Source organism: Luteipulveratus mongoliensis (genome assembly GCF_001190945.1).
Lineage (GTDB): Bacteria > Actinomycetota > Actinomycetes > Actinomycetales > Dermatophilaceae > Luteipulveratus > Luteipulveratus mongoliensis.
Genome location: NZ_CP011112.1, coordinates 1,976,714 through 1,999,257, shown reverse-complemented (window position 1 = coordinate 1,999,257; position 22,544 = coordinate 1,976,714). Strand labels below are relative to the sequence as shown.

Here is a 22,544-nt window from a genome sequence, read left to right as displayed (position 1 = left end):
GGATGGTTCCTGATGCTGCACACGCTGGTTGCCTTCCACGCCCATCCCGACGACGAAGCCCTGCTCACGTCAGGGACCATGGCGCGCGCCGTTGCAGAGGGTCACCGAGTCGTGCTCGTGGTCGCCACGGACGGTGAGCTGGGGCTCGCCTCGGAGGAGTTTCGTGGCGACGGACAGCTGGCCTCACGCCGGTTGGAAGAGCTGCAAGCCAGCGCCCGCGCGCTCGGCGTCCACCGTGTCGAGCACCTCGGCTACGCCGACAGCGGCATGGGTCCTGAGCTGTACGACGACCCTCCGAGCGGCATGCGCTTCATCCGCGCGCCGGTCGAGGAAGCCGCAGGACGACTGGCCGACATCCTGCGTGAGGAGGACGCCGACGTGCTCCTGACGTACGACGCCAATGGCGGCTACGGGCACCGCGACCACGTACGCGTGCACGAGGTCGGTGCCCGCGCGGCGGAGATCGCGCAGACCCCGCGCGTGCTCCAGGCGACCGTGCCGCGCGACCTGATCGCCGGCGCCGTCAAGCTCGTCGCGAAGGTCTACCGCTTTCCTGCGGACTTCGACCCCACGTCCTTCGAGCGCTCCTTCAGCGCGTCATCGGACATCACCCACCGGGTCTCGGTCCGGCGTTACATCGGCGCCAAGCGCGCCTCGATGCGGGCGCACGCCTCGCAGGCCTCTGCAGACGGTGGCGCGGATCGCACGCTCGGGATGTTCCTGAAGATCCCGCGCCCGGCGTACGACCTGATCTTCGGACGTGAGTGGTTCGTCGACCCGACCCACCAGGGGCCGGTCAGCGACGACATCTTCGAGGGGCTGCCGTGAGCGTGGACGAGGACGCGTCCGGCGGGGCGTCCAAGCTGGGCGACGATGACGGGACGTCGTTCCCGAGGGTGAGCCGTCGTACGGTCATCCAGGCAGTCCTCGGACTGACCTTGGCGATCGCGATCATCGCGTGGGGCCTGCCGCACTTCGCCGAGTCGTCGTGGCCGCAGATCTGGCACCACCTCGACCGGGTGGGCTGGATGGTCACCCTCGAGCTGTTCGGGCTGGTGGCGCTGGGGCTGTGGCTCTACACGTTCACGCTGACGGGTTCGCTGCCCGGCCTGTCGCACAGCAAGGCGCTGATGATGAACGTCGCCGGCTCCTCCGTCGGCAACCTGCTGCCCGGTGGTGGCGCAGCGGGCGTCGGCGTGACCTACCTGTTCGGGCGCACCTGGGGCTTCTCCAGGCTGTCGATCTCGACGTCCATCATCGTCAGCGGCGTCTGGAATGTCCTCGCGCGAGTTGGCTTGCCATTCCTCGGGATTGCCATGCTCTCGCTCGACGAGACAGCTCTGCCCAAATCCGTACGCCGGGGTGCCCTGGTCGGTGGCATCGGCGGGCTGATCGTGCTGTTGGCGTTCATCGCGATGCTGGTCAGCGAGAAGTGGGCGGGCCGGTTCGGGGTCTTCCTGGACAAGCACATCGGCCACTGGATCGCGCGTCTGCGGCGAGGTCCCAAGAAGGGCCAGCGGGTCGACATGAAGGCCGTGCTGCAGAACCAGCGGGTGCGGCTGGCCAGCGTCACCAAGACCGGCTGGTTCCCGATGACGGTCGGCGTGACCGGGTTCCTCGGGATCTACTTCGTGCTCTTCTGGCGCACCATGGCGGCCGTCGGAGTCGACATCCCGACCCCCAAGCTGTTCGCTGCGTACGCCATCGGCCGGCTCCTCACCGCCGTCGGCGTCACGCCGGGCGGGCTGGGCATCACCGAGGCCGGCACGCTGACGGTGCTGGTCGCCTGGGGTGCGGACAAGCCGGCCGCGGCCGCGGGAGTGCTGCTGTTCGCGATCTTCACGCACATCTTCGAGGTGCCCCTCGGCGCGCTCGGCTGGCTCGGCTGGTGGCTCTCCCCCAAGGTCACCCCACCCGACTGACCTCGCTGACCGGCCGTCCCGCGTGTCGTGGCCGACCGGATATGGGGTCTGCGAAGAAGGACAACCTTGTTGCGCATATCTACAACGAGGTTGTACTTCTCCACGACACCCCTATCCCTCAGTCAGCGACACGCCCGGTCGGGAAAGATCGCCCGCCGCCGTGTCCTAGGCGAGGTGACGGTCGGCGTACGAACCGGCCCACGCGATCGCGCCGGCGACGGCCAGGCCGATGGTCGCCAACGAGACGACCGCGAGGCCGAGGTTGACGTCGCCGTCCTGCGGTCGTACGCCCCAGGAGACGAAGACCAGACCGGCCACGGCCGAGCCGGGCAAGGCGAGCAACGAGCGGCTCGCCGGGACGGGAGCGGCTGGCGTACGACGTCGTTGCACGGCTGCGACGAAGGCCACCGCGATGCCCGTCCACACCAGGCAGACGCCGACCCCGGCCAGCACATCGGACGGGCGGTGCCACTGACCCACGACAGTGCCGGCTCCGACGAAAGTCCCCACGAACCCCGCCAGCGGCACGACCACCCAGCGCCAGACGGCAGGTGCGACCAGCACGGCCGCGATCGCGATGGACAGCGACACGGTCGTGTGGCCGCTCGGGGAGGTGTTGTTGGCCCCGTCGACGCGACCGAGCACGTGGTACTTGAGAACCTGGGTGGTCAGGTTGGCGCCCGCGATCAGCAGCGCGGCGCTCGTCGCGAGCGCGAACCGCCCCCGCAGCAGCGCGACCGCCATACAGCCGACCAGGCAGATCGCGACGAACGAGACCGACACAGCCGTCATCACGTCGATGATCTTCATGCCGGCCTCGGCCGAGTGCCCGACGGACCGCATCATCCGCTGGTCCAGGTTGAGGCCGCCCTCCCAGCGCAGCCCACCGGCGACACAGAGAGCGAGCAGAACGAAGCCGGTCAGCGACATCGCCGCTGACCGAGTCCATGAGGTCGGTGGGGGCCGCTCGGCCAGGGCCGGCGGCTCCGCCGGCCGGTACACGGTGGACGCGGTCATCTCCTCACTGTGCGCGAGGACATTGAGCGTCCCCTGAGTAGGACCTGTGCGCAGTCACTCCCACTCGATGGTGCCCGGGGGCTTGCTCGTCACGTCCAGCACCACGCGGTTGACGTCGGGGACCTCGTTGGTGATGCGGTTGGAGATCTTGGCGAGGACGTCGTACGGCAGCCGCGTCCAGTCGGCGGTCATCGCGTCCTCGGAGGAGACGGGGCGCAGCACGATCGGGTGACCGTAGGTGCGGCCGTCGCCCTGCACGCCGACCGAGCGGATGTCGGCGAGGAGTACGACGGGGCACTGCCAGATGTCGCGGTCCAGATCGGCGGCGGACAGCTCTTCGCGGGCGATCTTGTCGGCGGCGCGCAGGATGTCGAGGCGCTCGGCGGTGACCTCACCGATGATGCGGATGCCCAGGCCAGGGCCGGGGAACGGCTGGCGCCAGACGATGCCCTCCGGCACGCCCAGCTGAAGGCCGACCTGACGGACCTCGTCCTTGAACAACGCCTTCAGCGGCTCGACCAGTGAGAACTTCAGGTCCTCGGGCAGTCCACCGACGTTGTGGTGCGACTTGATGTTGGCCGCGCCCGCGCCACCGCCGGACTCGACGACGTCGGGGTAGAGCGTGCCCTGGACGAGGAACTCGACCGGGTGCTCCTCATCGCCACGGTCGTGCACGATGTCGCGCGCCGCCTGCTCGAAGACGCGGATGAACTCGCGGCCGATGATCTTGCGCTTCTCCTCGGGGTCGCTGACCCCGGCGAGCGCAGTGAGGAACTGCTCCTTGGCGTCGATGACGACCAGGTCGACACCAGTGGCGGTGACGAAGTCCTTCTCGACCTGCTCGGCCTCGCCGTCACGCAGCAGCCCGTGGTCGACGAAGACACAGGTGAGCTGGTCCCCGATCGCCTTCTGTACGAGAGCTCCCGCGACAGAGGAGTCGACGCCGCCGGACAGCGCGCAGAGCGCTCGCGACTCGCCGACCTGCTCGCGGACCTGCGCGACGAGCTCCTCGGCCATGTTGGCCGGGGTCCAGGTGGGCTCGAGGCCGGCGCCGCGGAGCAGGAAGTTCTCCATGACGCGCTGGCCGAACGTGGAGTGCAGCACCTCGGGGTGCCACTGGACGCCGTAGAGCTTGCGCTCGTCGTCCTCGAACGCCGCGACGGATGCGCCCGGCGTGGTCGCCGTGACCCGCATCCCGTCGGGTGCCTCGCTGACCGAGTCGCCGTGTGACATCCACACCGACTGCTCGTCGGGCTGGCCGTTGAAGAGCGTCGAGTCGGTGCTGTGGATGGTGGCCTGGGTACGCCCGTACTCGCGCATCCCGGTCTGCTCCACCGTGCCCTCGAGTGCCTTGACCATCGCCTGGAAGCCGTAGCAGATGCCGAAGACCGGCACCCCCGCCTCGAGCAGGGCCGCGTCCAGCGAAGGCGCGCCATCGGCGTACACCGAGGACGGACCGCCGGAGAGCACGACGGCGGACGGGTTCTTGGCGAGCATCTCGGCCACCGGCATGGTGTGCGGGACGACCTCGCTGTAGAGCGCGGCCTCACGCACCCGGCGGGCGATGAGCTGGGCGTACTGCGCCCCGAAGTCGACGACGAGAACGGGCCGGTCCTGGAGGGCTTCAGTCACCCGCACAGGTTATCCGGCCCGGCGGCCCGGGCGGTCAGGCGTGCAGCGTGGTCTCCACCTCACGGGAGATCTTGCGCTCGACCCAGAACGACAGGAAAGGTACGCAGCCGGCCAGCACCACGAGGACTGTCTTGCTGAGCGGCCAGCGGACCTCGAAGCCGAGCAGCACGGTCGCGAGGACGTAGACGATGAAGATGAAGCCGTGCGGCTGCGGCCACCAGTCCAGCGCCTCGTTGTCGAAGCCGTAGTGCAGCACCATCTCGGCGCACAGGATGAGCAGGCCGATGCCGACGATGAACGCCATCACCTTGAAGAACGTGAGCTTCTTGCGTGCCTTCTCGGCATCGATCGTGGCGGTGGCGGCGGGCTGGCCCGAGGGGGCGACGTCAGACATGAAGGTCCTTGGCAGGGGCTGGGTGGTCAGGTGCTGGGTGGTCAGGTGCTGGCTGGTCAGGTGCTGGGTCAGGTGCGCCCTCATTGTGCGCCTGCTCCGCCGCGAGCTCGTCACGGCGGTCCTCCTTGACGCTGCGCCACCAGAAGTAGAGGGCGAACGCCGCGAAGGCCCACCACTGGAACGCGTAGCCGACGTTGCGCCAGTCGCGGTTGCCGGCCTCGGGACTCGGCGGCGGCACCTTGGTGATGGCCACCGTGGTGGCCGACGGTGACTCGCTCATCCCGAACACGAACGCGTTGTACGCGTCGCCGCCCCACGTGTTGAGCATCGAAGGGACATCGACCGAGCCGATCTGTCCGGACGGGTAATCCGTTGCCTCTGAAGGTGATTCGGTGGGAGCGAGCGCGCCGACGATGGTGACCTTCCCGCGTACGACGGGTGGCGTGGCCTGGTCTGCGGAGGTGACGAAACCGCGTACGACAGCCAGCCGGGCTCCCGTGCCGTCGACGACCAACGGGGTCACGACCCAGAGACCCTTCTTGCCCGCGAGCCGGCGGTCGGGGACGAGGACCTGGTGAGCGGAGTCGTACGTGCCGCTCGCCTCGACCCGGCGCAGCGAGCCTCCCTTGGGGAACGGCTGGTGCGGCTGGACGTAGTCGGTCAGCTGGACGACGGGGTGCCGCGGTCCGTCGCGCAGCGCCTTGGCCCGAGCGTCGTCCTGCGCGACGCCCCACTGCCAGCGCCCGAGGAGCACGAACACCACGGCTGCGACGACGGCGAGCGTCAGCAGCGCGAGGTTGCGCGGTCGGAGAGCGGTCTGCAGCACGCCCTCCAGAGTAGGCCGCCGCGCGAAAATCGCTTTATTCCGGGGGTGTCGGCGCTCTAGCGTTGAAGCGCTATGCAACCTCTCCCCTATGCCGATCCCGGCACCCCCGACCTGCGCGGACCAGCCCGATTCATGTTCTGGGTGGCCCGTGGTCAGCGGCGATCCCTCACCTGCGGTGTGCTCTGCGGCGTCACCTGGATGCTGTCGCAGGCGCTGGTTCCCGCGGCGCTCAGTCGCGCCATCGACGAGGGGATCCGGGCGCACGACGTGTCCCGGTTGTGGCTGTGGGCGGGCGCGGTGCTGGCGCTCGCAGTCGTGTCCGCGGTCAGCGGCACGCTGCGTCACCGGTTCGCGGTGGAGAACTGGCTGCGCGCGGCCTTCCGCGCCATCCAGCTCATCGGCTGGCACTCCGCGACGCGTGGCGCCGCCCTCCCCCGCGAGGTGCCGCCGGGCCAGGTCGTCGCGAGTGTCGCGTCGGACTCGATGCGGCTCGGGGCGTCGTACGACACCTTCGCCCGCTTCGTGGGCGCGATCGTGTCCTACTTCGTCGTCGCGGTGATCCTGCTGACGTCGTCCGTACGCCTGGGCCTGGTCGTCCTGCTCGGCGTCCCCCTCCTGCTCGGGACCCTGACCGTCGTGATGCGTCCGCTCCAACGGCGCCAGGCCGCGCAGCGCGAGGAGAGCGGCAAGCTCACCGAGCTCGGCGCCGACACGGTGGCGGGTCTGCGGGTGCTGCGCGGTATCGGTGGCGAGCAGACGTTCCTGCGCCGCTACGAGCACCAGTCGCAGCGGGTCCGGGCCAGCGGCGTGCACGTCGCGGGTCTGCAGTCGACGCTCGACGCAGCGCAGGTGCTGCTACCCGGGATCTTCATGCTGATCGTGACCTGGCTCGGTGCGCGTTCCGTTCACGACGGATCGCTGACACCAGGTCAGCTGGTGGCGTTCTACGGCTACGCCGCGTTCCTGGTGATGCCGCTGCGTACGGCGACCGAGATGACCGACAAGGCCATCCGTTCGCTCGTCGCGTCGCGCAAGATCATCAACGTCCTCAAGGTCGAGAGCGACACACCTGAGCTGCCCGGTGACGAGCTGCCGGCAGGTGCCGCCGCGCTCGCGGACCCGACCTCCGGCGTACGCATCGAACCGGGTCGCATGACGGCGATCGTGTCCGAACGACCCGAGGACACTTCCGCACTCGCTGACCGTCTCGGTCGCTTCGGACCGACGCCGACGGACGTGACGTTCGGTGGTACGCCGATCGCGAATGTGCCTGTGTCACAGCTGCGTTCGCGGGTGGTCGTGTCCGAGACGGACCCGCGTCTGTTCACCGGCACGTTGCGCGACGAGCTCGATCCGTCCGGTCAGGTCAGCGACAAGGAGATGCTGGCTGCGCTGGAGGTCGCGAGCGCCGATGACGTGCTCGATGCTCTCGACGGCGGCTTGGACGCCGAGGTCGAGGAGCGCGGCCGGTCGTTCTCCGGCGGGCAGCGGCAGCGGTTGGCGCTGGTCCGAGCGCTGCTGACCCAGGCGGAGACGCTCGTCCTGGTCGAGCCGACGAGTGCGGTCGACGCCCACACCGAGGCACGTATCGCCGGGCGTCTGTCCGATTCGCGACGCGGTCGGACGACGGTCGTGATGTCGGCCAGCCCGCTCATCCTCGACCAGGCGGACGACGTGGTCCTGCTCATCGAGGGCCGCGAGCTGGTTCGCGGAACCCATGCACATCTGATGGCGACATCGCCGGAGTACCGGCGGGTCGTCGTACGAGGCGAAGAAGACACGCCGTCCAACGATGCGGACCCCCAGGAGGTGAATTCCGTTGTCCACTAACCCTGTTCAGGACAAGCACGACTCGACGAGGCGGACGCTGCCGATCGCTGACATGGCTGCGGTGCGCGAGCACACCGGCGCCCTGATGCGGCAGCACCGACGGTCGCTGCTCAGCGTGATCGGGCTGCACGCCCTGGCGGCGGTCGCGGCTCTGGCGACGCCACGACTGGTCGGCAACCTGGTCGATGACCTGACCGAGGGCACCACGCTGTCGGCGATCAACCAGGTCGGCATCCTGCTGGCGATCGCGGTCGTGGCTCAGACGATCCTCACGTGGTTCGCGCGACGCGCCTCGTTCGTGCTCGGCGAGGCGGTGTTCGCCCAGCTGCGCGAGCGGTTCATCTCGCGTGTGATGGAGCTGCCGCTGTCCACTGTGGAGCGCGCCGGCACCGGCGACCTGGTCGCCCGCACCACGAACGACGTCGAAGCCCTTTCGTACGTCGTGCGATTCGGCATCCCCTCGTTGTTCGTTGCCATCGTCACGACGGTCCTCACGCTCGTGGCCGCGTTCATCGTGAGCCCGCTCGTGGCCGTCGCGCTGCTGGCCGGGATCCCGTTGCTGATCGTGTCGACCCGTCGCTACCTGCGGCTGGCGCCCGACGGCTACCTACGCGAGCGAGCGGCGTACGCCGTCGGCAACGGAGTCATCACCGAGACCGTCGAGGGCGCGCGCACGGTCGACGCGCTCGGCCTGGCGACGCATCGCAAGCGTCGAATCGACGGGACGATCCGCGAGATGTTCGACGCGGAGGCCTACACGCTGGGGCTACGCCTGCGGTGGTTCCCGCAGGTGGACCTCGGCATCCTCGCGCCGGCCGCGGTCGCGCTGCTGTGGGGCGGCTGGCTGGTGTTCGAGGGGCACGCCTCGTTGGGTCAGGTCACGACGGTCGTGCTCTATGCGCAGGCGTTGGCCGGTCCGTTCGATGAGCTGCTCAGCTGGCTGGACGAGATCCAGGTCGGCGCCACGTCACTGGCGCGCGTCATCGGTGTCGAGGAGGTGCCGCCCGACCGTGAGGCGAGTGGCGAGCAGCCGAAGGACGCCCGGATGGCGGCCGAGGACGTGCACTACTCCTACCGAGCCGGGCGGGACGTACTGCGCGGGATCGACCTCGACCTCGCACCGGGCGAGCGCCTCGCCATCGTCGGGCCTTCCGGCGCGGGCAAGTCGACGCTCGGTCGTCTGATGGCCGGGATCGACGGGCCGCGACAGGGACGGGTGGACGTGGGCGGCGTACCTCTCGTCGACCTCCCCCTGGACGACCTGCGAGGCGAGGTCGCGCTGGTGACCCAGGAGCATCACGTGTTCGTCGGGACACTGCGGGACAACCTGCTGCTGGCCCGACCGGACGCGACCGATCAGGTGCTGTGGGACGCCCTCGACGCGGTCGACGGCGCAACGTGGGCGGCCGAGCTGCCGGACGCCTTGGGGACGGCCGTCGGTGCCGGCGGTCAGGCGTTGACCGATGCGCAGTCGCAGCAGCTGGCGCTGGCGCGGCTGGTCCTCGCCGACCCGCACACGCTGGTGCTGGACGAGGCGACATCGCTGCTCGACCCACGCGCGGCGCGCCACCTCGAGCGGTCGCTCAACGCGGTCGTGTCGGGTCGGACGGTCGTGGCGATCGCGCACCGGCTGCACACGGCGCACGACGCAGATCGGGTGGCGGTCGTCGAGGACGGTCTGATCTCCGAGATCGGTTCGCACGAGGAGCTGATCGAGCAGAACGGTGCGTACGCCGCACTCTGGCGCTCGTGGCGCGACGAGCCAGAGAACACGCCGGTCTAACGACGGGCCAGCCCACCAAGAGACTGCGTCTTCTGAGTCTGACCGCCTTGCAAGTGAGTCAGACTCAGAAGACGCAGTCTCTTGGCTCAGGCACCGAAGCCGGGTCAGCCGGCGGCGGGCATCTGCGGCATGCCGAGGTCGGTGCCGGGGACGCGCGCGGGTGGCGCGTCGATCCGGCGGTACGGCTCGCCCTGCGCCGGCCGCTGATCGGTCTGTCCCTTGGCCGGCCACAGCGCCAGCGCCCGCTCCGACTGAGCAGTGATCGTCAGTGACGGGTTGACACCCAGGTTGGCGGACACCGCGGAGCCGTCGGTCACATGCAGACCGGGGTAGCCCCACACGCGGTGATACGGGTCGATGACGCCCTCGGACGGGGAGTCCGAGATGACCACGCCGCCCAGGAAGTGCGCCGTGAGCGGCACCCCGAACACCTCGGCCCAGTTGCCACCGGCGACCACTTCGGTCCTCGCCTCCGCACCGAACCGCTCGGCCATCGCTCGCACGGCACGCTGACCCGCAGGGATGTACGTCGGACTCGGCTCGCCATGTCCCTGCCGGCTGGTCAGCACCTGCCGACCGAGCCGCCGCTTGGTGGACACCGTGATCGAGTTGTCGAGCGACTGCATCACCAGCGCGATCACCGTGCGCTCGCTCCATCGTGGGGACACCAGGGCGCGAATGTTGGCGCTCGGACGCGCCGCCAGATCCTTGCCGAACTGGATCGCGCGTTGGAGCGGCGGCTTACTGCCGTCCACGAGAAGGGTCTGCAGCAGACCCATCGCGTTGGACCCCTTGCCGTAGCGCACGTTCTCGATGTGCGTCCGGTCGTCGACGTGGAAGGACGTCGTGATCGCCACACCCTTGTCGACATCCATGTGCTCGGGCACCGACACCGCCGCGACGCCCTCGATCGCCTCGGAGTTGGTGCGGGTCAGGACTCCGAGGCGGTCTGACAGCGCCGGCAGCACTCCGTTCGTACGCATCGTGTGCAGCAGTGTCTGCGTGCCCCACGTGCCGGCGGCCAGCACGACCTGCTCGGCCGTGACCGTCTCGCGACGCTTGGCGACCCAGGCGCCGGTCTCCTCGGTGGTGACGCGAAAACCCTTGTCTCCCAACGGTTCCAGCTTGACCACCGTGCGCTTGGGGCGGATCTCGACACCCTTGCTCTCGGCGAGCGCGAGGTAGTTCTTCATCAACGTGTTCTTCGCGCCGACTCGGCAGCCGACCATGCAGTTGCCGCACTCGGTACAGCCGGTGCGCTCGGGTCCCTCACCGCCGAAGAACGGGTCGGCGACCGTCGTGCCGGACTCACCGAAGTAGACGCCGACCGGGGTCTTGCGGAAGGTGTCGCCCACGCCGAGGTCGTCCGCGGTCTGCTTCATCAGCCGCTCGATCGGACCGTCGCACGGGTTCTCCTCGACGACACCGAGCATCCGCTTGGCCGTGTCGTAGTGCGGGGACAGCTCGGCGTCCCAGTCGGTGATGTGACCCCACTGCTGGTCCTTGAAGAACGCGCTCGGCGGCTTGTAGAGGGTGTTGGCATAGTTGAGCGAGCCGCCGCCCACGCCTGCACCGGCCAGGATCATCGCGTCGGGCAGCTTGTGGATGCGTTGCACACCGAAGCACTTCAGCTTGGGGGCCCAGAGATAGCGCGGAAGGTTCCACGAGGTCTTGGCGAAGTCGTCGTCCTCGAACCGGCGCCCGGCCTCGTAGACCAGGACGTCGTACCCCTTCTCCGCGGCCCGTAGTGCCGCCACCGCCCCGCCGAAGCCGGAGCCGATGACAACGACATCGTGGTCGTAGGTCGTGCCGCTCATGAAATTCGTCCTGCTTTCATCGCCTTGAGACCGAGAACCATCGACTTGGCCCAGAGCTTTTCGGGTACGCCCTTGGTCGGCGCGATCGGCATGAGGTGCTGCACCGCCACGGTCTGGGACTCGGTGTACTTCCAGATGCCCTCAGCGCCGTGCCTGCGGCCGACTCCGGACTGCCGCATGCCGCCCATCGGCGAGCCGTTGCTCCCCCAGGCGGACACGTAGCCCTCGTTGACGTTGACCGTGCCGGCCTTGATCCGCGCCGCCAGCCCGCGGCCACGGCTGATGTCCTTGGTGAAGACCGAGGCATTCAGGCCGTACGACGTGTCGTTGGCCAGCGCGACCGCCTCGTCGTCGGTGCTCACGCGGTAGACCGACACCACCGGGCCGAAGGTCTCCTCGTCACGGCAGGTCATCGCCGCGGTGACACCTTCGAGCACGGTCGGCTCGTAGAAGTAGGGACCGAGCTCCGGGCGGGCGCGGCCGCCGGCGAGGACGGTGGCGCCCTTGGCGCGGGCGTCCTCGACGTGCTCGGTGACCTTGTCGAGCTGGGCCTGGGAGATGAGCGAGCCCATGGTGTTGCCCCAGGCCAGGTCAGGCCCGATCTTCATGGCCCGGACGCGCTTGATGAAGTGGGTGAGGAACTCGTCCGCGATCGCCTCGTGCAGGATCAGCCGCTCGATCGAGATGCACAGCTGGCCGGCCGAGGAGAACACGGAACGGACCGCGCAGTCGGCGGCGGCCTTGAGGTTGGCGTCGGCGGCGATGTACATCGCGTTCTTGCCGCCTAGCTCCAGCGAGGCGCCGACGAGCCGCTCCCCCGCGTCGCGCGCGACGGTGCGGCCGGTCGCGGTCGAGCCGGTGAACATGACGTAGTCCGCGCGGTCGAGCACCGCCTTGCCGATCGTCGGGCCGTCACCGAGGACGACCTGCAGCAGACCCTCAGGCAGACCCGCCTGGTCGAGCAGCTCGAACGAGCGCAGCGCGGTCAGCGCGGACTTCTCGTCCGGGCGTACGACGACCGCGTTGCCTGCGAGCAGCGCCGGGATGAGGTCGGTGACCGACATCGACAGCGGGTAGTTCCAGGGGGCGACGACACCGACGACACCCTTGGGGTGGCGCAGCTCGACGGTCTGGGTCAGCACCGGGATGGCGCCGAGCCGCTTGCGCGGCTTGAGGTAGTGCTCGGCCTTGCGGGCGTAGTGCCGGCAGACACCGGCAACGTCCAGGATCTCCTCGAACGCCTGGCCACGCGTCTTGCCCGACTCCAGCTGGATCAGGTCGAGCAGCTCGTTCTGGTTGCGGAACACCAGGTCGTGCAGCCGCAGCAGCACTCGCGCGCGCGCCGCGATCGGCTGGCTCGCCCATCGGGCCTGAGCCTCACGGGCCGAGCGGTAGGCGTGATCGACGCTGTCGATGGTGCTGACCGGCAGGTCAGCGAGGTGTCCGCCCGTCAGGGGGCTGACGCTGGCTTGGGTCTCGGCACGGGCCGGCGCCACCACACGGCGGGCCAGGCGTACGGCGAGACCGGACGGGACGACGTACGGCGCGGGCGAGGGCTCCGAGGGAGCGCTGCTCTCGGTCTGGGCGACGAGCGACTCGGTCATTACCGCAGGGTAACGTGACCGCGCTCACGGCGGGAGGTTGTCGTTCGACACCCGAGACCGAGATGTCAATCAGCGATGTCAATCAGCGTCCCCACCCGGATCCACCGTGAAGGCGATCCACGAGTCAGCCGGGAGCTCCGGTCGACCCGGGATCGGCCGCTGCTCCTCGACGTACGCCGGATCCAGACTCGCAGCGACCGCGCGCCAGAACGTCGCGGCGCCGTCGTTCGCCTCCTGGAAAGCCACCTCCCACCGTCCTGGATGACGCCGTACGACTTCGCGCACGCCCCAGGTCCCCGTCCCGTTTCTCCTCGCGCCGTGGACGACGAAGAAGCTGTTCAGGACGCGGGGCTCGCGGCCCAGGCTGCGCACGAGGGCCATCCCGACGGGAGCCTCGCCCAGGTACAGCAGGTAGGCGCACCAGTCGTCGTCGGTGAGCGCCGCGTCGAGGCGTTCGCGACGGAAGCTGCCGTCGGGGAACGGCAGCGCGCCGGTGAAGGCGGACATGTCGTGGCGGAAGAGCAGCCAGAAGCGTTCGAGCAGCTCGCGGTCGGCGGGGCCAGCAACGCGCAGAGAAGGTGTCATAACAAAAGCCTCCGCACACCGGAAACCGGTGCGCGGAGGCCTTGCTGTAGCCGTCATGATCTCACGTCGAGACGCCCGCGTTCGGCGATGTCGCCGAATCCGTACGCGGGTCAGGAGCGCTGGTAAGGCGCGACCACGACCTCGACACGCTGGAACTCCTTGAGGTCGGAGTAGCCCGTCGTCGCCATGGCTCGGCGCAGCGCACCGACCAGATTGGTGGTGCCATCCGCACCACGACCCGGGCCGTTGAGGATCTCCTGCAGCGTGCCGACCGTGCCGACCTCGACGCGCTCGCCGCGCGGCAGGTCGTGGTGGTGCGCCTCGGAGCCCCAGTGGAAGCCGCGGCCCGGAGCGTCGCTCGCCCGCGCGAGTGCCGCGCCGAGCATCACGGCGTCCGCACCGCAGGCGACCGCCTTGACGATGTCGCCGGAGGTGCCCACGCCGCCGTCCGCGATGACGTGGACATAGCGACCACCGGACTCATCCATGTAGTCACGTCGCGCGCCGGCGATATCGGCGACCGCGGTCGCGAGCGGCGTGTGGATGCCGAGCGTGCGCCGCGTCGTGTGCGCCGCTCCCCCGCCGAAGCCGACGAGTACGCCCGCCGCGCCAGTGCGCATGAGGTGCAGTGCCGCGGTGTAGGTCCCCGCACCGCCGACGATCACCGGCACGTCGAGCTCGTAGATGAATCGTTTGAGGTTGAGCGGCTCGGCCTTGCCGGAGACATGCTCGGCCGACACGGTCGTACCTCTGATGACGAACAGGTCGACACCGGCGTCGACGACGGTCTTCCAGTGCTCCTGGGTGCGCTGCGGGCTCAATGCACCGGCGACGGTCACGCCGGCATCGCGAATCTCGCCCAACCGCAACGAGATCAGGTCAGGGTTGATCGGCTCCGCATAGATCTCGCGCATCCGGGCAGTTGCGACGGCCGGGTCGAGACCAGCGATCTCGGCGAGCAACGGCTCGGGTGTCTCGTGCCGTGTCCACAGACCTTCGAGGTCGAGCACCGGGAGGCCGCCGAGCTGACCGAACGCGATCGCGGTCTGCGGTGACATCACCGAGTCCATCGGCGCGGCCATGACCGGCAGCTCGAAGTGGTAGGCGTCGATCTGCCAGGAGGTGGACACCTCCTCCGGGTCGCGGGTACGACGGGAGGGCACCACGGCGATGTCGTCGAAGGAGTACGCGCGACGGCCGCGCTTGCCTTTGCCGATCTCGATCTCAGTCACCGGGTCAGGCTACTGGTGGCCAGGTCTTCAACCGCGCAGCCGGGCACCCGTGCCCGCCGCAGATGTGGCAGGGTCGATATCAGTCAAGGCAGCGGACTTACGGACAGGGGAGATCTTCTGATGACTGAGAGCACTCAGGACGGTCAGGCGGACGGCATGGAGTTCGCGGATCGCGACGAGCCCGAGAACGTCAAGCGGGCACGCGAGCGGCTCGGGCTGCCGGTTCCGAAGCGAGAGGTCACCGTTGAACTGGAGACCGACCTCGCAGCCAGCGTGAGCGAGCTGCTTGATGATGCGGCAGATCGCGCAGGTATTCCGGTTCCGGAAGCTCTGGAGCACGCCATTCTGTACACCTACGGGCCAACGAGTAACCGTGGATCAGCCGAGCCCGTATAGCCCAGGGGCGATCACACCGCGCATCGCCGGTCGCAATCAGCAGCGGGCCGCGATCGACGAGCGGTTGGACTACCTGAAGTCCTTCCAACGGCTGATCCCGCAGACACGAGTCGACACAGGCCCGTCTGGTACGGGCAAGACGTCGCTGCTGTGGCACACCCAACAGCGCGCGCGCAGACGAGGTGTGGCGACCGTCTGGGCTCAGTGCGGGGCGGCACCCCTACTCCCTACGATCGCCGGCCAGCTCGGCCAAGCATCCGATGGGCAGAGCACAGGACGTATCCGACGAGTCCTGAACTCCATCCGGGAGCATGGCGCGTTCAAGGTGAAGGCGGGCGTACCTGGCGTCGCTGGCGCCGAGGTCGAGTGGAGCCGTGAGGGTCGACCGGGTGTAGAGCGCGGCCCGGCATCGGGTGCCATTCCCTCGATCGCGCAAACCGAGGACCTGCTGTCGACGGCAACCGAGTTGGCGCGCAAGCAGGGACACACCGGTCTGGTCCTGCTCATCGACGACATCGACCAGGCGGACGCCGCGAGTGTGCGCAACCTCTTCTACGCCTGGGAGAACTTCCAGCGCGAACGTCCTGACCTGCCCGCTGGCATCTTCGCGACTGGCCTGCCACACACCCGTGCCGTGCTCTCCCAGGCCGCGCCCATCGCCGACCGCTTCGCGTACTCCGACCTCGAGCCCCTCAGCCCGGACACCGTCGCTGTTGCGCTGGCGAGGCCCGCGCAAGATGTCGGAGTGCTCTGGGACCACGACGCCCTGCGCACCGCCTCCGACCTCACCCGGGGCCACCCCCACGTGCTGCAGGTCATCGGCGATGAGACCTGGAAGACCGCTGGTTACCCCGGTCCGGGCGCTCGCATCACCGATCACCATGTCCGCGCCGCGCTTCCCGCGGTCAGCCGCGCTATGCAGGCCCGACCGGACCTCCAGATCCAGCCACCGCAGCACGACGTGCCAGCCATCGCCCGACCCGGCTCACTAGCCGAGCGTGTCGCCCAGGCCCAACGCAGTGGCGTCCCCGCCGCCCAGCTGCCCCGACCCGTACAGCACCCCACGCCAGGCCAACGCCCGGATCGCGGACTCGAACGCTAGACGCGACCGCGACCGCGACCGCGACCGCGACGGATCAGACCGCGTCCTTGGCGAGCTCGTCCCGATGATCCAGGACCCAGCCGCCGAGCTCGTCGCCGAACATCTGCCGCACCGATGTGGCGTAAGCGTTGCCGTCCTGAGGCTGGCGGACCACGCCCGCGGGAGACACGCGTACAGGACCTGAGGAACCCTGCTTGTGGGCGCCGGTGCGACCCATGCAGGACGCCCACCCGAGGGCATCACCTTCGCGATATCCGAGCAGTCTGACCGCGCAGCTCCACTGCTCGGTCTTGGTCCCGAAACCCATCGACTCCGCGGTGAGCTGAGCCTTCAGCGCCGACGTCTGCCGGACCACCTGCGGGTCCGACCGGTCCGGGAGGTCGGGATCGGTGGAACACGCGGACAGCATCAGCACGGCCAGTGCCGGGCCGAGCAGCGCACGCGCCACGGTGTTCATGCCTCCACCGTACGTACGGCTCCGGGAAAAGGTGGTCAGTCGCGCGCGTTCCGGGGCGTACGGTTGCGAGACGGAGCCATTCAGGCTTCCCACCAAGGGACACCACGATGAGCGACAAGTCGCCACGGCACACCATGTCCAAGAAGTCGGGCAAGTCCATCAAGGAGAAGCGCGCCGACAAGCGCGCCAAGGCCGAGCAGCAGACCTTCCACGACAAGCTCGACCCCAAGAAGAAGTGACGGCGGCCATCAAGACCTCGACCATCGGGGTCGTCGGCACGTCCGCCAAGGAGAACGAGCACCGGCTACCGCTTCACCCGGCCCACCTGGAGCGCATCGATCAGTCGATCCGCGACCACATGACCCTCGAGGAGGGCTACGGCGCGCGGTTCGGGTACGCCGACGCCGACCTTGCGCACCTGGTGCGCGGCTTCGCGCCCCGTGAGCGAGTGGTGGCCGAGTCCGATGTCGTCGTGCTGCCCAAGCCGCAGCACTCGGACGTCGCTGCCCTCCGTGAGGGCGCCGTCCTCTGGGGCTGGCCGCACTGTGTGCAGGACCCGGTGCTGACGCAGATCGCGATCGACCGCAACCTCACCTTGATCGCCTTCGAGGCGATGAACCACTGGACGATCGACGGCGCCGTCGGTGTCCACGTCTTCCACAAGAACAACGAGCTCGCGGGCTACTGCTCGGTGCTCCAGGCTCTTGAGCTCACCGGCTCGACGGGCGACTACGGCCGCCGGCTGAACGCCGTGGTCATCGGCTTCGGCGCGACCGCACGAGGAGCCGTGACCGCGCTCAACGCGCACGGTGTCCACGACGTCCACGTGCTGACGAATCGCGGTGTGGCTGCTGTGGGTTCGCCGATCCACTCGGTTCAGATCACCCAGTTCGACCACGACGACAAGGCGCCCTACCTCAGCCACGTGATCACCGGCCGCGGCCGAGTTCCGTTGGCACCGTTCCTTGCTGAGCGAGACATCATCGTCAACTGCACGCTGCAGGACACCGACCACCCGCTGACCTACCTGACGACCGAGGATCTCCCCGGCTTCCGGCGGGGGACGCTGATCATCGACGTCTCGTGCGACGAAGGGATGGGCTTCAGCTGGGCGCGGCCGACGACGTTCGACGAGCCGATGTTCCAGGTCGGTGACCACATCGACTACTACGCGGTCGACCACAGCCCGTCGTACCTCTGGAACTCCGCCACCTGGGAGAACAGCGAAGCGTTGCTGCCGTTCCTCAACATGGTCATGGACGGGCCCGCCGCGTGGGACGAGGACGAGACGATCAGTCGCGCCATCGAGATCCGCGAGGGACGCATCATCAACCCGAACATCCTTTCGTTCCAAGGACGTTCGGCGCAGCACCCGCATCACTCAGCCTGACCAGATCCCGTACGCCGGTCGCGCGCCTCAGATGACGGGGCGCGCGTCCCCGGTCGGTCCGGGGCCATGCCGTCGCAGCTCGGTCCACGCAGCCGCCAAGCGGTCGACGGCCTGCGTCATCCGCTCCTGCGAGTAGGTGAACGGCAGCCGGAGGTACGCGTCGTGCGCACCGGTCGGGTCCATCGCGCGTCCGGCCACGACCTCCACACCGTGCCGCCGCGCGACCTGAGCGAAGACGCGAGCGTCGGTGTCCGGCAGCTCGATCCACAGCGCCGACCCGCCCGCCGGCGTGTCCCACCGCCAGTCCGGCAACCGGTCGTGCAGCAGGTCTTCCATCGCTCGGAGTCGGGCCGCTCCCTCTTCGGACCGGCGCGCCAGCAGCTCCGGCAGCCGCGGCATCAGCCGGGCGGCGATCGCCTGGTCCAGGATCGGGCTGCCGAGGTCAGCGAGTGCCTTGTGTCGTGAGAGCCGCTCGGCGATGGGCGCCGAAGTGCGAATCCACCCTATTCGCAGGCCTCCCCACACCGCCTTCGACAACGACCCGACCGTCAGCACCTGCTGATCACCGTGGGCGTGCGCGGCCACCGGGGCGGGCAGGTCACGTATCCCCGGCGCCGAGCCGTACGCGTTGTCCTCGACCAGAGGCACGTCGTAGCGCCGCGCGAGGTCAGCCACCTGCCGTCGACGTGAGACCGACATCAGGTGACCGGTCGGGTTGTGGAACGTCGGCATCACGAACAGCAGGGCAGGCTGATGCCGTTTCAAGGCGGCCGCCAGCGGTGGAATCGCGATGCCGTCCTCGTCCATCGGCACGCCGACCACGGCCGCGCTCGCCGCATCGAAGAGGTCGAAACACCCTGGCCAGCTTGGTGATTCGACGACAACAGTGGCGCCAGGTCGGACGTACATCTGGGCGATCAACGAGATGGCCTGGTGCGCGCCGGTGGTGATGACGACCTGATCGCTGGTGGTCGGCAGGCCCGTGCGGGTCAGGTGCGCGGCCACCCGCTCACGCAGCACGAGCAGCCCGCGGGGGTGGTAGCCCAGATCGTCGAGCAGGAGAGGGAGATCCTCGTCCACCACCTGCTGGAGGGTCTCCGCCAGCTCGGGCGCCGCCGGGTCGACGGCGTAGATCATCGAGATGTCGTCGCTCGGTCCGGCGACGATGCGTTGGAAGATCGATGCGCCATGGCCGCCGTCCACCCGACGGTCACGCACCGTCGTACCCGCTGCTGCTGAGCCGGCCACACGGCTGCCGCTGCCGCGCCGACTCTCGATGAGGCCTCGGCTACGCAAGTCGTCGTACGCCGCCACGACCGTCGAGCGGCTGACCGCCAGCGCGGTGGCCAGAGCGCGCTCCGCGGGGAGCGTGTCGCCGGCCACCAGGCGGCCCTGGCCGACCAGCGCGGCGACGCCGTCCGCCAGCCGCCTGAAGAGCGGCGCCGTGCCGGACATCCACTCGCCCAGCGCGTCTGACAGCTGCGCCGCGTCCCGATAACGGTCCACTTCGACCTCCATTGGCTCGGGTGGACTGCTCCCCCAGACCACATGCTAGGGGAAGCAGTCCAATCGAGGGAGTCGTCATGAGTCTGAACCTGGGATATCTCGCCGCATTCGTCGGCGCCACGATCGTGCTGGTCGGGATGCCGGGGCCGAACATCCTCTACATCTGCACCCAGTCCGTCGCGCACGGCCGCCGAGTCGGGCTGCTGTGCGCGCTCGGCGTCGAGACCGGCACGTTCGTCTACGCGCTCGCGACCGCTCTCGGGCTGGTGGCGGTCGTTGCCGCATCGCCGGTCGCGTACTCGGCGATCACCTACCTCGGCGTGGGCTACCTCGTCCTGCTGGGGATCCGGACGCTGCGCTCTCACGGGTCCGGCGGCGTCGCGGCGTCGTCCAGCTCGCTGCGGCGGGCCTACCGCGAGGGCGTGCTGGTCAACCTGTTCAACCCCAAGGTGGCGCTGTTCTTCATGGCGTTCCTGCCCCAGTTCACCCGCCCGGGCGCGAGTGTCACCGAGCTGCGCGGCCAGCTGGTCGCACTCGGCGCCGGCGTCTTCGTGATTGCCCTGCTGATCGACATCACGTACGCCCTCGCCGCCTCCGCGGCCGGCGACCGGTTCCGCAGCCGGCGTACGGATCAGTCGTCTCGAGACGGACGGCGCAGCCGGATGGCGGTTGCCGGGATCTACTTCGCCCTGGCCGCCGTCGCCGGGGTGGGTGGCGTGCTGCGCGTCGCCTGACGCGCGAGCGGCACCTGTCCGCTATGACCTCTCCCACCTTGACCTTATCGAACATGCGTTCGATCATGGAGGAGTGACCCAGCCCGCCACCGACACCGTCGCCGAGCTGCAGGAGATGCTCCAGCAGCGCGGTACGACGGCTGCCGCCGACACGTTGCCGGTGCACCCTCGCCTGGCGCCGGCTTTTCCGGCCGGGCTGCGGCGGGGTGCCGTCTACTCGCTCGTCGGGTCGGTCTCGGTCGCGCTGGCGCTGCTCGCCGGGTCCTCGCAGCGCGGCTCCTGGTCCGGCATCGTCGGGCTGCCCGACCTCGGGGTGGAGGCGGCAGCCGCCTGGGGTGTCGACCTCGACCACCTGGTGCTGGTGCCCTCTCCTTCGCCCGAGCAGTGGGTGACAGCCGTCGCCGCGCTGGCCGAGGTGGCCGACCTGGTGGTCGCCTGCCCGCCCGGCCGGATCACGGCCGGTGACGTCCAACGCCTCACCGCACGACTGCGTACGCGACGGTCCTCCCTCATCGTGACCGGGCCGTGGGAGCACCCGGCGGCCACCATCCACGCCACCACTGTCGGGTGGGACGGGCTCGGCCAGGGCCACGGATGCCTGGTGCGCCAGCACCTCCAGCTCGACGTGGTCGAGCGGCACCGGCGGCGCAGCGTACGCATCATGGTCCCGGAGTCACCATGACGCCGGCCCTGGCTCCTGTCGTCACCAGGCCGCTGCGGGTGCTGCTGGTCTGGTGCCCTGACTGGTCGGTCGTGGCCGTGCAGCGCAGCCAGGGCATCAACCCCGACGACCAGCTCGCGCTCGTCGACAAAGGCGTCGTCGTCGCCTGCTCTGCGACGGCGCAGGCCGAAGGCGTCACGCCGGGGCTACGTGTCCGCCAGGCCCAGCATCGGTGCCCGGACATGACGGTGCTTCCACATGACCCGGCTCTTGAGCTGCAGGTCTTCGAGCCGATCATGCGCGCCATCGAGGAGACCGTCCCGGGGGTTCATCTGGTGCGGGCAGGACTGGCTGCTGTCCGAGCCAAGGGGGCCAGCCGCTTCTACGGCGGCGACCGGGCAGCCGCCATGACCCTGCTCACCCGACTCAGGCCGTACGCCGGTCCCGACGTCCGCGTCGCCGTCGCCGACGGGCTGTTCGCGGCTGAGCAGGCAGCGTTCACGACCACGGCCGAGTCTGCTTTCGTCAGCATTCCGGAGGGCACGTCAGCGGAGTTCCTCGCTCATCTTCCGGTCACTGCGGTCGAGGCTCAGACCGGCGACAAACGCATGACCAACCTGTTGCGGCGTATGGGGATTCGCACGCTCGGCGATCTGACCGCCATCCCTCGCGCCGACGTCCACGCTCGCCTCGGTGAGGGCGGGTGGCGAGCTCACCAGCTCGCCTCGGGTGAGGACGCTCCCGTGCTCAACCCGCGCGACGTCCCTCGCGATCTCTCTGTCCGGGTTGCGTTCGAGCCGGCTTCAGAGCAGGTCGAGCACATCATCGCCGAGTGTGAGCCGCACATCGACGACCTGGTTGCCAGGCTGACGTCAGCGTCGTTGGTGTGCAACGAGATTCGTCTGTCCATCCACACCGAGTCCGGTCCGGCCGATCAGCGCAGCTGGCGTCACCCGTGGCACTTCACCGCGGCCGAGATCGCCGACCGGGTGCGCTGGCAGCTGGAGGATGTCGCGACGACCAGCACCGGCGATGACGACCCTTTCCTGAGCCGCGCGGTCATCACGATCGAGATCGCGCCCGAGTCCGTCGATGACATGGCACACCACGCGCAGGGGCTGTGGGGCGAACGACCCGATGAGCACGTCGTCCAGACGCTGACCGGACTGCAGCACCAGCTCGGCTACCACGGCGTGCTGGTCTCCACGATCAGCGGCGGACGGCTGCTCCACGAGCGCCGCGTCCTGCGCCCTTGGGGCGATGCGCTGCCAGATGCGTGGGAGCGTCGCGTCGATCAGCCATGGCCGGGTGGGCTGCCGGGGCCGGCACCCGCGACAGTGTTCGCGCAGGCACGGCCGGTGCTGGTGCTCGCCGCCGACCGCACGCCGATCCGCATCGACCAGCGTGGCGAGGTCTCGGCTCCCCTGGGCTGGCTCTCGTCGGGGCAGGCGTCCGAGGGACATCGGGTCACCGGGTGGGCCGGGCCGTGGCCGGTGCGACAACGCTGGTGGCGCGCTCATCACCGCTTCGATCGGTTCCAGGTGGTCGACGACCGGTCGCAGGCATGGCTGCTGCTCACCGACGGCACCCAATGGTGGGCCGAGGCCAGATATGACTAGGACCCTCCGGCAAAAGTTGGCCAGCCGCACACGCATA

General features: G+C 69.2%; 21 protein-coding genes. 11 read left to right on the top strand and 10 right to left on the bottom strand.

The annotated features are described in order from the left end of the window. The first annotated feature begins 12 nt into the window (after window positions 1–12). Together VV02_RS09550 and VV02_RS09545 are read left to right on the top strand one after the other, a co-directional pair. On the top strand, window positions 13–828 hold the full coding sequence (locus tag VV02_RS09550) for a PIG-L deacetylase family protein (protein ID WP_052591215.1): 816 nt from the start codon (window positions 13–15) through the stop codon (window positions 826–828). After that, complete coding sequence (locus VV02_RS09545; RefSeq protein WP_245633034.1) at window positions 825–1,922, top strand: lysylphosphatidylglycerol synthase transmembrane domain-containing protein; 1,098 nt, start codon at window positions 825–827, stop codon at window positions 1,920–1,922. The genes VV02_RS09550 and VV02_RS09545 overlap by 4 nt, the downstream gene beginning before the upstream one ends. Before the next feature lie 165 nt (window positions 1,923–2,087). Here the strand turns inward: VV02_RS09545 and VV02_RS26825 are convergent, their stop codons facing one another. From VV02_RS26825 to VV02_RS09525, 4 genes are read right to left on the bottom strand one after another with little or no spacing between them, the layout of a single operon-like run. After that, window positions 2,088–2,939 (bottom strand): phosphatase PAP2 family protein, encoded by an 852-nt coding sequence (locus tag VV02_RS26825; RefSeq protein WP_052591214.1) that lies wholly within the window; start codon window positions 2,937–2,939, stop codon window positions 2,088–2,090. A 54-nt stretch (window positions 2,940–2,993) separates the two neighbouring features. After that, complete coding sequence (guaA, locus tag VV02_RS09535) at window positions 2,994–4,571, bottom strand: glutamine-hydrolyzing GMP synthase (RefSeq protein ID WP_052596776.1); 1,578 nt, start codon at window positions 4,569–4,571, stop codon at window positions 2,994–2,996. A gap of 34 nt (window positions 4,572–4,605) precedes the next feature. After that, on the bottom strand, window positions 4,606–4,965 hold the full coding sequence (locus VV02_RS09530) for a DUF3817 domain-containing protein (RefSeq protein WP_052591212.1): 360 nt from the start codon (window positions 4,963–4,965) through the stop codon (window positions 4,606–4,608). Beyond that, window positions 4,958–5,791 carry an SURF1 family protein gene (locus VV02_RS09525; protein ID WP_052591210.1) on the bottom strand — a complete coding sequence of 278 codons (834 nt, stop codon included), beginning with the start codon at window positions 5,789–5,791 and terminating at the stop codon, window positions 4,958–4,960. The genes VV02_RS09530 and VV02_RS09525 overlap by 8 nt, the downstream gene beginning before the upstream one ends. A 72-nt stretch (window positions 5,792–5,863) precedes the next feature. Here VV02_RS09525 and VV02_RS09520 point away from each other — a divergent pair, with 72 nt between their 5' ends. Continuing rightward, window positions 5,864–7,621, top strand: a complete 1,758-nt coding sequence (locus VV02_RS09520; protein ID WP_052591208.1) for an ABC transporter ATP-binding protein — start codon at window positions 5,864–5,866, stop codon at window positions 7,619–7,621. 52 nt (window positions 7,622–7,673) lie between these two features. Further along, a complete protein-coding gene (locus tag VV02_RS09515) occupies window positions 7,674–9,404 on the top strand; it encodes an ABC transporter ATP-binding protein (protein WP_052591206.1) in 1,731 nt (576 codons plus the stop codon). Between the two features lie 104 nt (window positions 9,405–9,508). Here the strand turns inward: VV02_RS09515 and VV02_RS09510 are convergent, their stop codons facing one another. The 4 genes from VV02_RS09510 to VV02_RS09495 form a co-directional block, all read right to left on the bottom strand. Beyond that, complete coding sequence (locus tag VV02_RS09510) at window positions 9,509–11,221, bottom strand: GMC family oxidoreductase N-terminal domain-containing protein (RefSeq protein ID WP_052591205.1); 1,713 nt, start codon at window positions 11,219–11,221, stop codon at window positions 9,509–9,511. After that, the gene (locus VV02_RS09505; protein ID WP_052591203.1) at window positions 11,218–12,825 is read right to left on the bottom strand and encodes a succinic semialdehyde dehydrogenase; all 1,608 of its coding nucleotides are present in this window, start codon (window positions 12,823–12,825) and stop codon (window positions 11,218–11,220) included. Before VV02_RS09505 ends, VV02_RS09510 begins: the two co-directional genes overlap by 4 nt. 78 nt (window positions 12,826–12,903) lie before the next feature. After that, a complete protein-coding gene (locus VV02_RS09500; RefSeq protein WP_052591202.1) occupies window positions 12,904–13,410 on the bottom strand; it encodes a GNAT family N-acetyltransferase in 507 nt (168 codons plus the stop codon). 110 nt (window positions 13,411–13,520) lie between these two features. Beyond that, the gene (locus VV02_RS09495) at window positions 13,521–14,642 is read right to left on the bottom strand and encodes a GuaB3 family IMP dehydrogenase-related protein (protein WP_052591200.1); all 1,122 of its coding nucleotides are present in this window, start codon (window positions 14,640–14,642) and stop codon (window positions 13,521–13,523) included. 120 nt (window positions 14,643–14,762) lie between these two features. Between VV02_RS09495 and VV02_RS26665 the strand changes: the two genes are divergently transcribed. Next, complete coding sequence (locus VV02_RS26665) at window positions 14,763–15,038, top strand: hypothetical protein (protein ID WP_052591198.1); 276 nt, start codon at window positions 14,763–14,765, stop codon at window positions 15,036–15,038. After that, window positions 15,016–16,140 (top strand): AAA family ATPase, encoded by a 1,125-nt coding sequence (locus tag VV02_RS09485; protein ID WP_052591196.1) that lies wholly within the window; start codon window positions 15,016–15,018, stop codon window positions 16,138–16,140. Before VV02_RS26665 ends, VV02_RS09485 begins: the two co-directional genes overlap by 23 nt. Before the next feature lie 34 nt (window positions 16,141–16,174). On the opposite strand, the gene VV02_RS09480 is transcribed toward VV02_RS09485, so the two are convergent. Beyond that, on the bottom strand, window positions 16,175–16,597 hold the full coding sequence (locus tag VV02_RS09480) for a hypothetical protein (RefSeq protein ID WP_052591195.1): 423 nt from the start codon (window positions 16,595–16,597) through the stop codon (window positions 16,175–16,177). A 107-nt stretch (window positions 16,598–16,704) separates the two neighbouring features. Between VV02_RS09480 and VV02_RS27330 the strand changes: the two genes are divergently transcribed. After that, window positions 16,705–16,836, top strand: coding sequence for a hypothetical protein (locus VV02_RS27330; RefSeq protein ID WP_281177296.1), 132 nt, complete (start codon window positions 16,705–16,707; stop codon window positions 16,834–16,836). Then, complete coding sequence (locus tag VV02_RS09475; protein WP_052591193.1) at window positions 16,833–17,987, top strand: N(5)-(carboxyethyl)ornithine synthase; 1,155 nt, start codon at window positions 16,833–16,835, stop codon at window positions 17,985–17,987. The genes VV02_RS27330 and VV02_RS09475 overlap by 4 nt, the downstream gene beginning before the upstream one ends. A gap of 27 nt (window positions 17,988–18,014) precedes the next feature. On the opposite strand, the gene VV02_RS09470 is transcribed toward VV02_RS09475, so the two are convergent. After that, complete coding sequence (locus VV02_RS09470) at window positions 18,015–19,493, bottom strand: aminotransferase-like domain-containing protein (protein WP_218917394.1); 1,479 nt, start codon at window positions 19,491–19,493, stop codon at window positions 18,015–18,017. A 77-nt stretch (window positions 19,494–19,570) separates the two neighbouring features. On the opposite strand from VV02_RS09470, the gene VV02_RS09465 reads away from it, so the two are divergent. From VV02_RS09465 to VV02_RS09455, 3 genes are all read left to right on the top strand, one after another. Beyond that, window positions 19,571–20,227, top strand: coding sequence for a LysE family translocator (locus VV02_RS09465; RefSeq protein WP_052591190.1), 657 nt, complete (start codon window positions 19,571–19,573; stop codon window positions 20,225–20,227). A gap of 73 nt (window positions 20,228–20,300) precedes the next feature. Beyond that, entirely contained in the window at window positions 20,301–20,909 is a 609-nt protein-coding gene (locus tag VV02_RS09460) for a hypothetical protein (protein ID WP_052591188.1), read from the top strand. Beyond that, window positions 20,906–22,507, top strand: a complete 1,602-nt coding sequence (locus tag VV02_RS09455) for a DNA polymerase Y family protein (protein ID WP_052591186.1) — start codon at window positions 20,906–20,908, stop codon at window positions 22,505–22,507. The genes VV02_RS09460 and VV02_RS09455 overlap by 4 nt, the downstream gene beginning before the upstream one ends. Window positions 22,508–22,544: the final 37 nt, after the last annotated feature.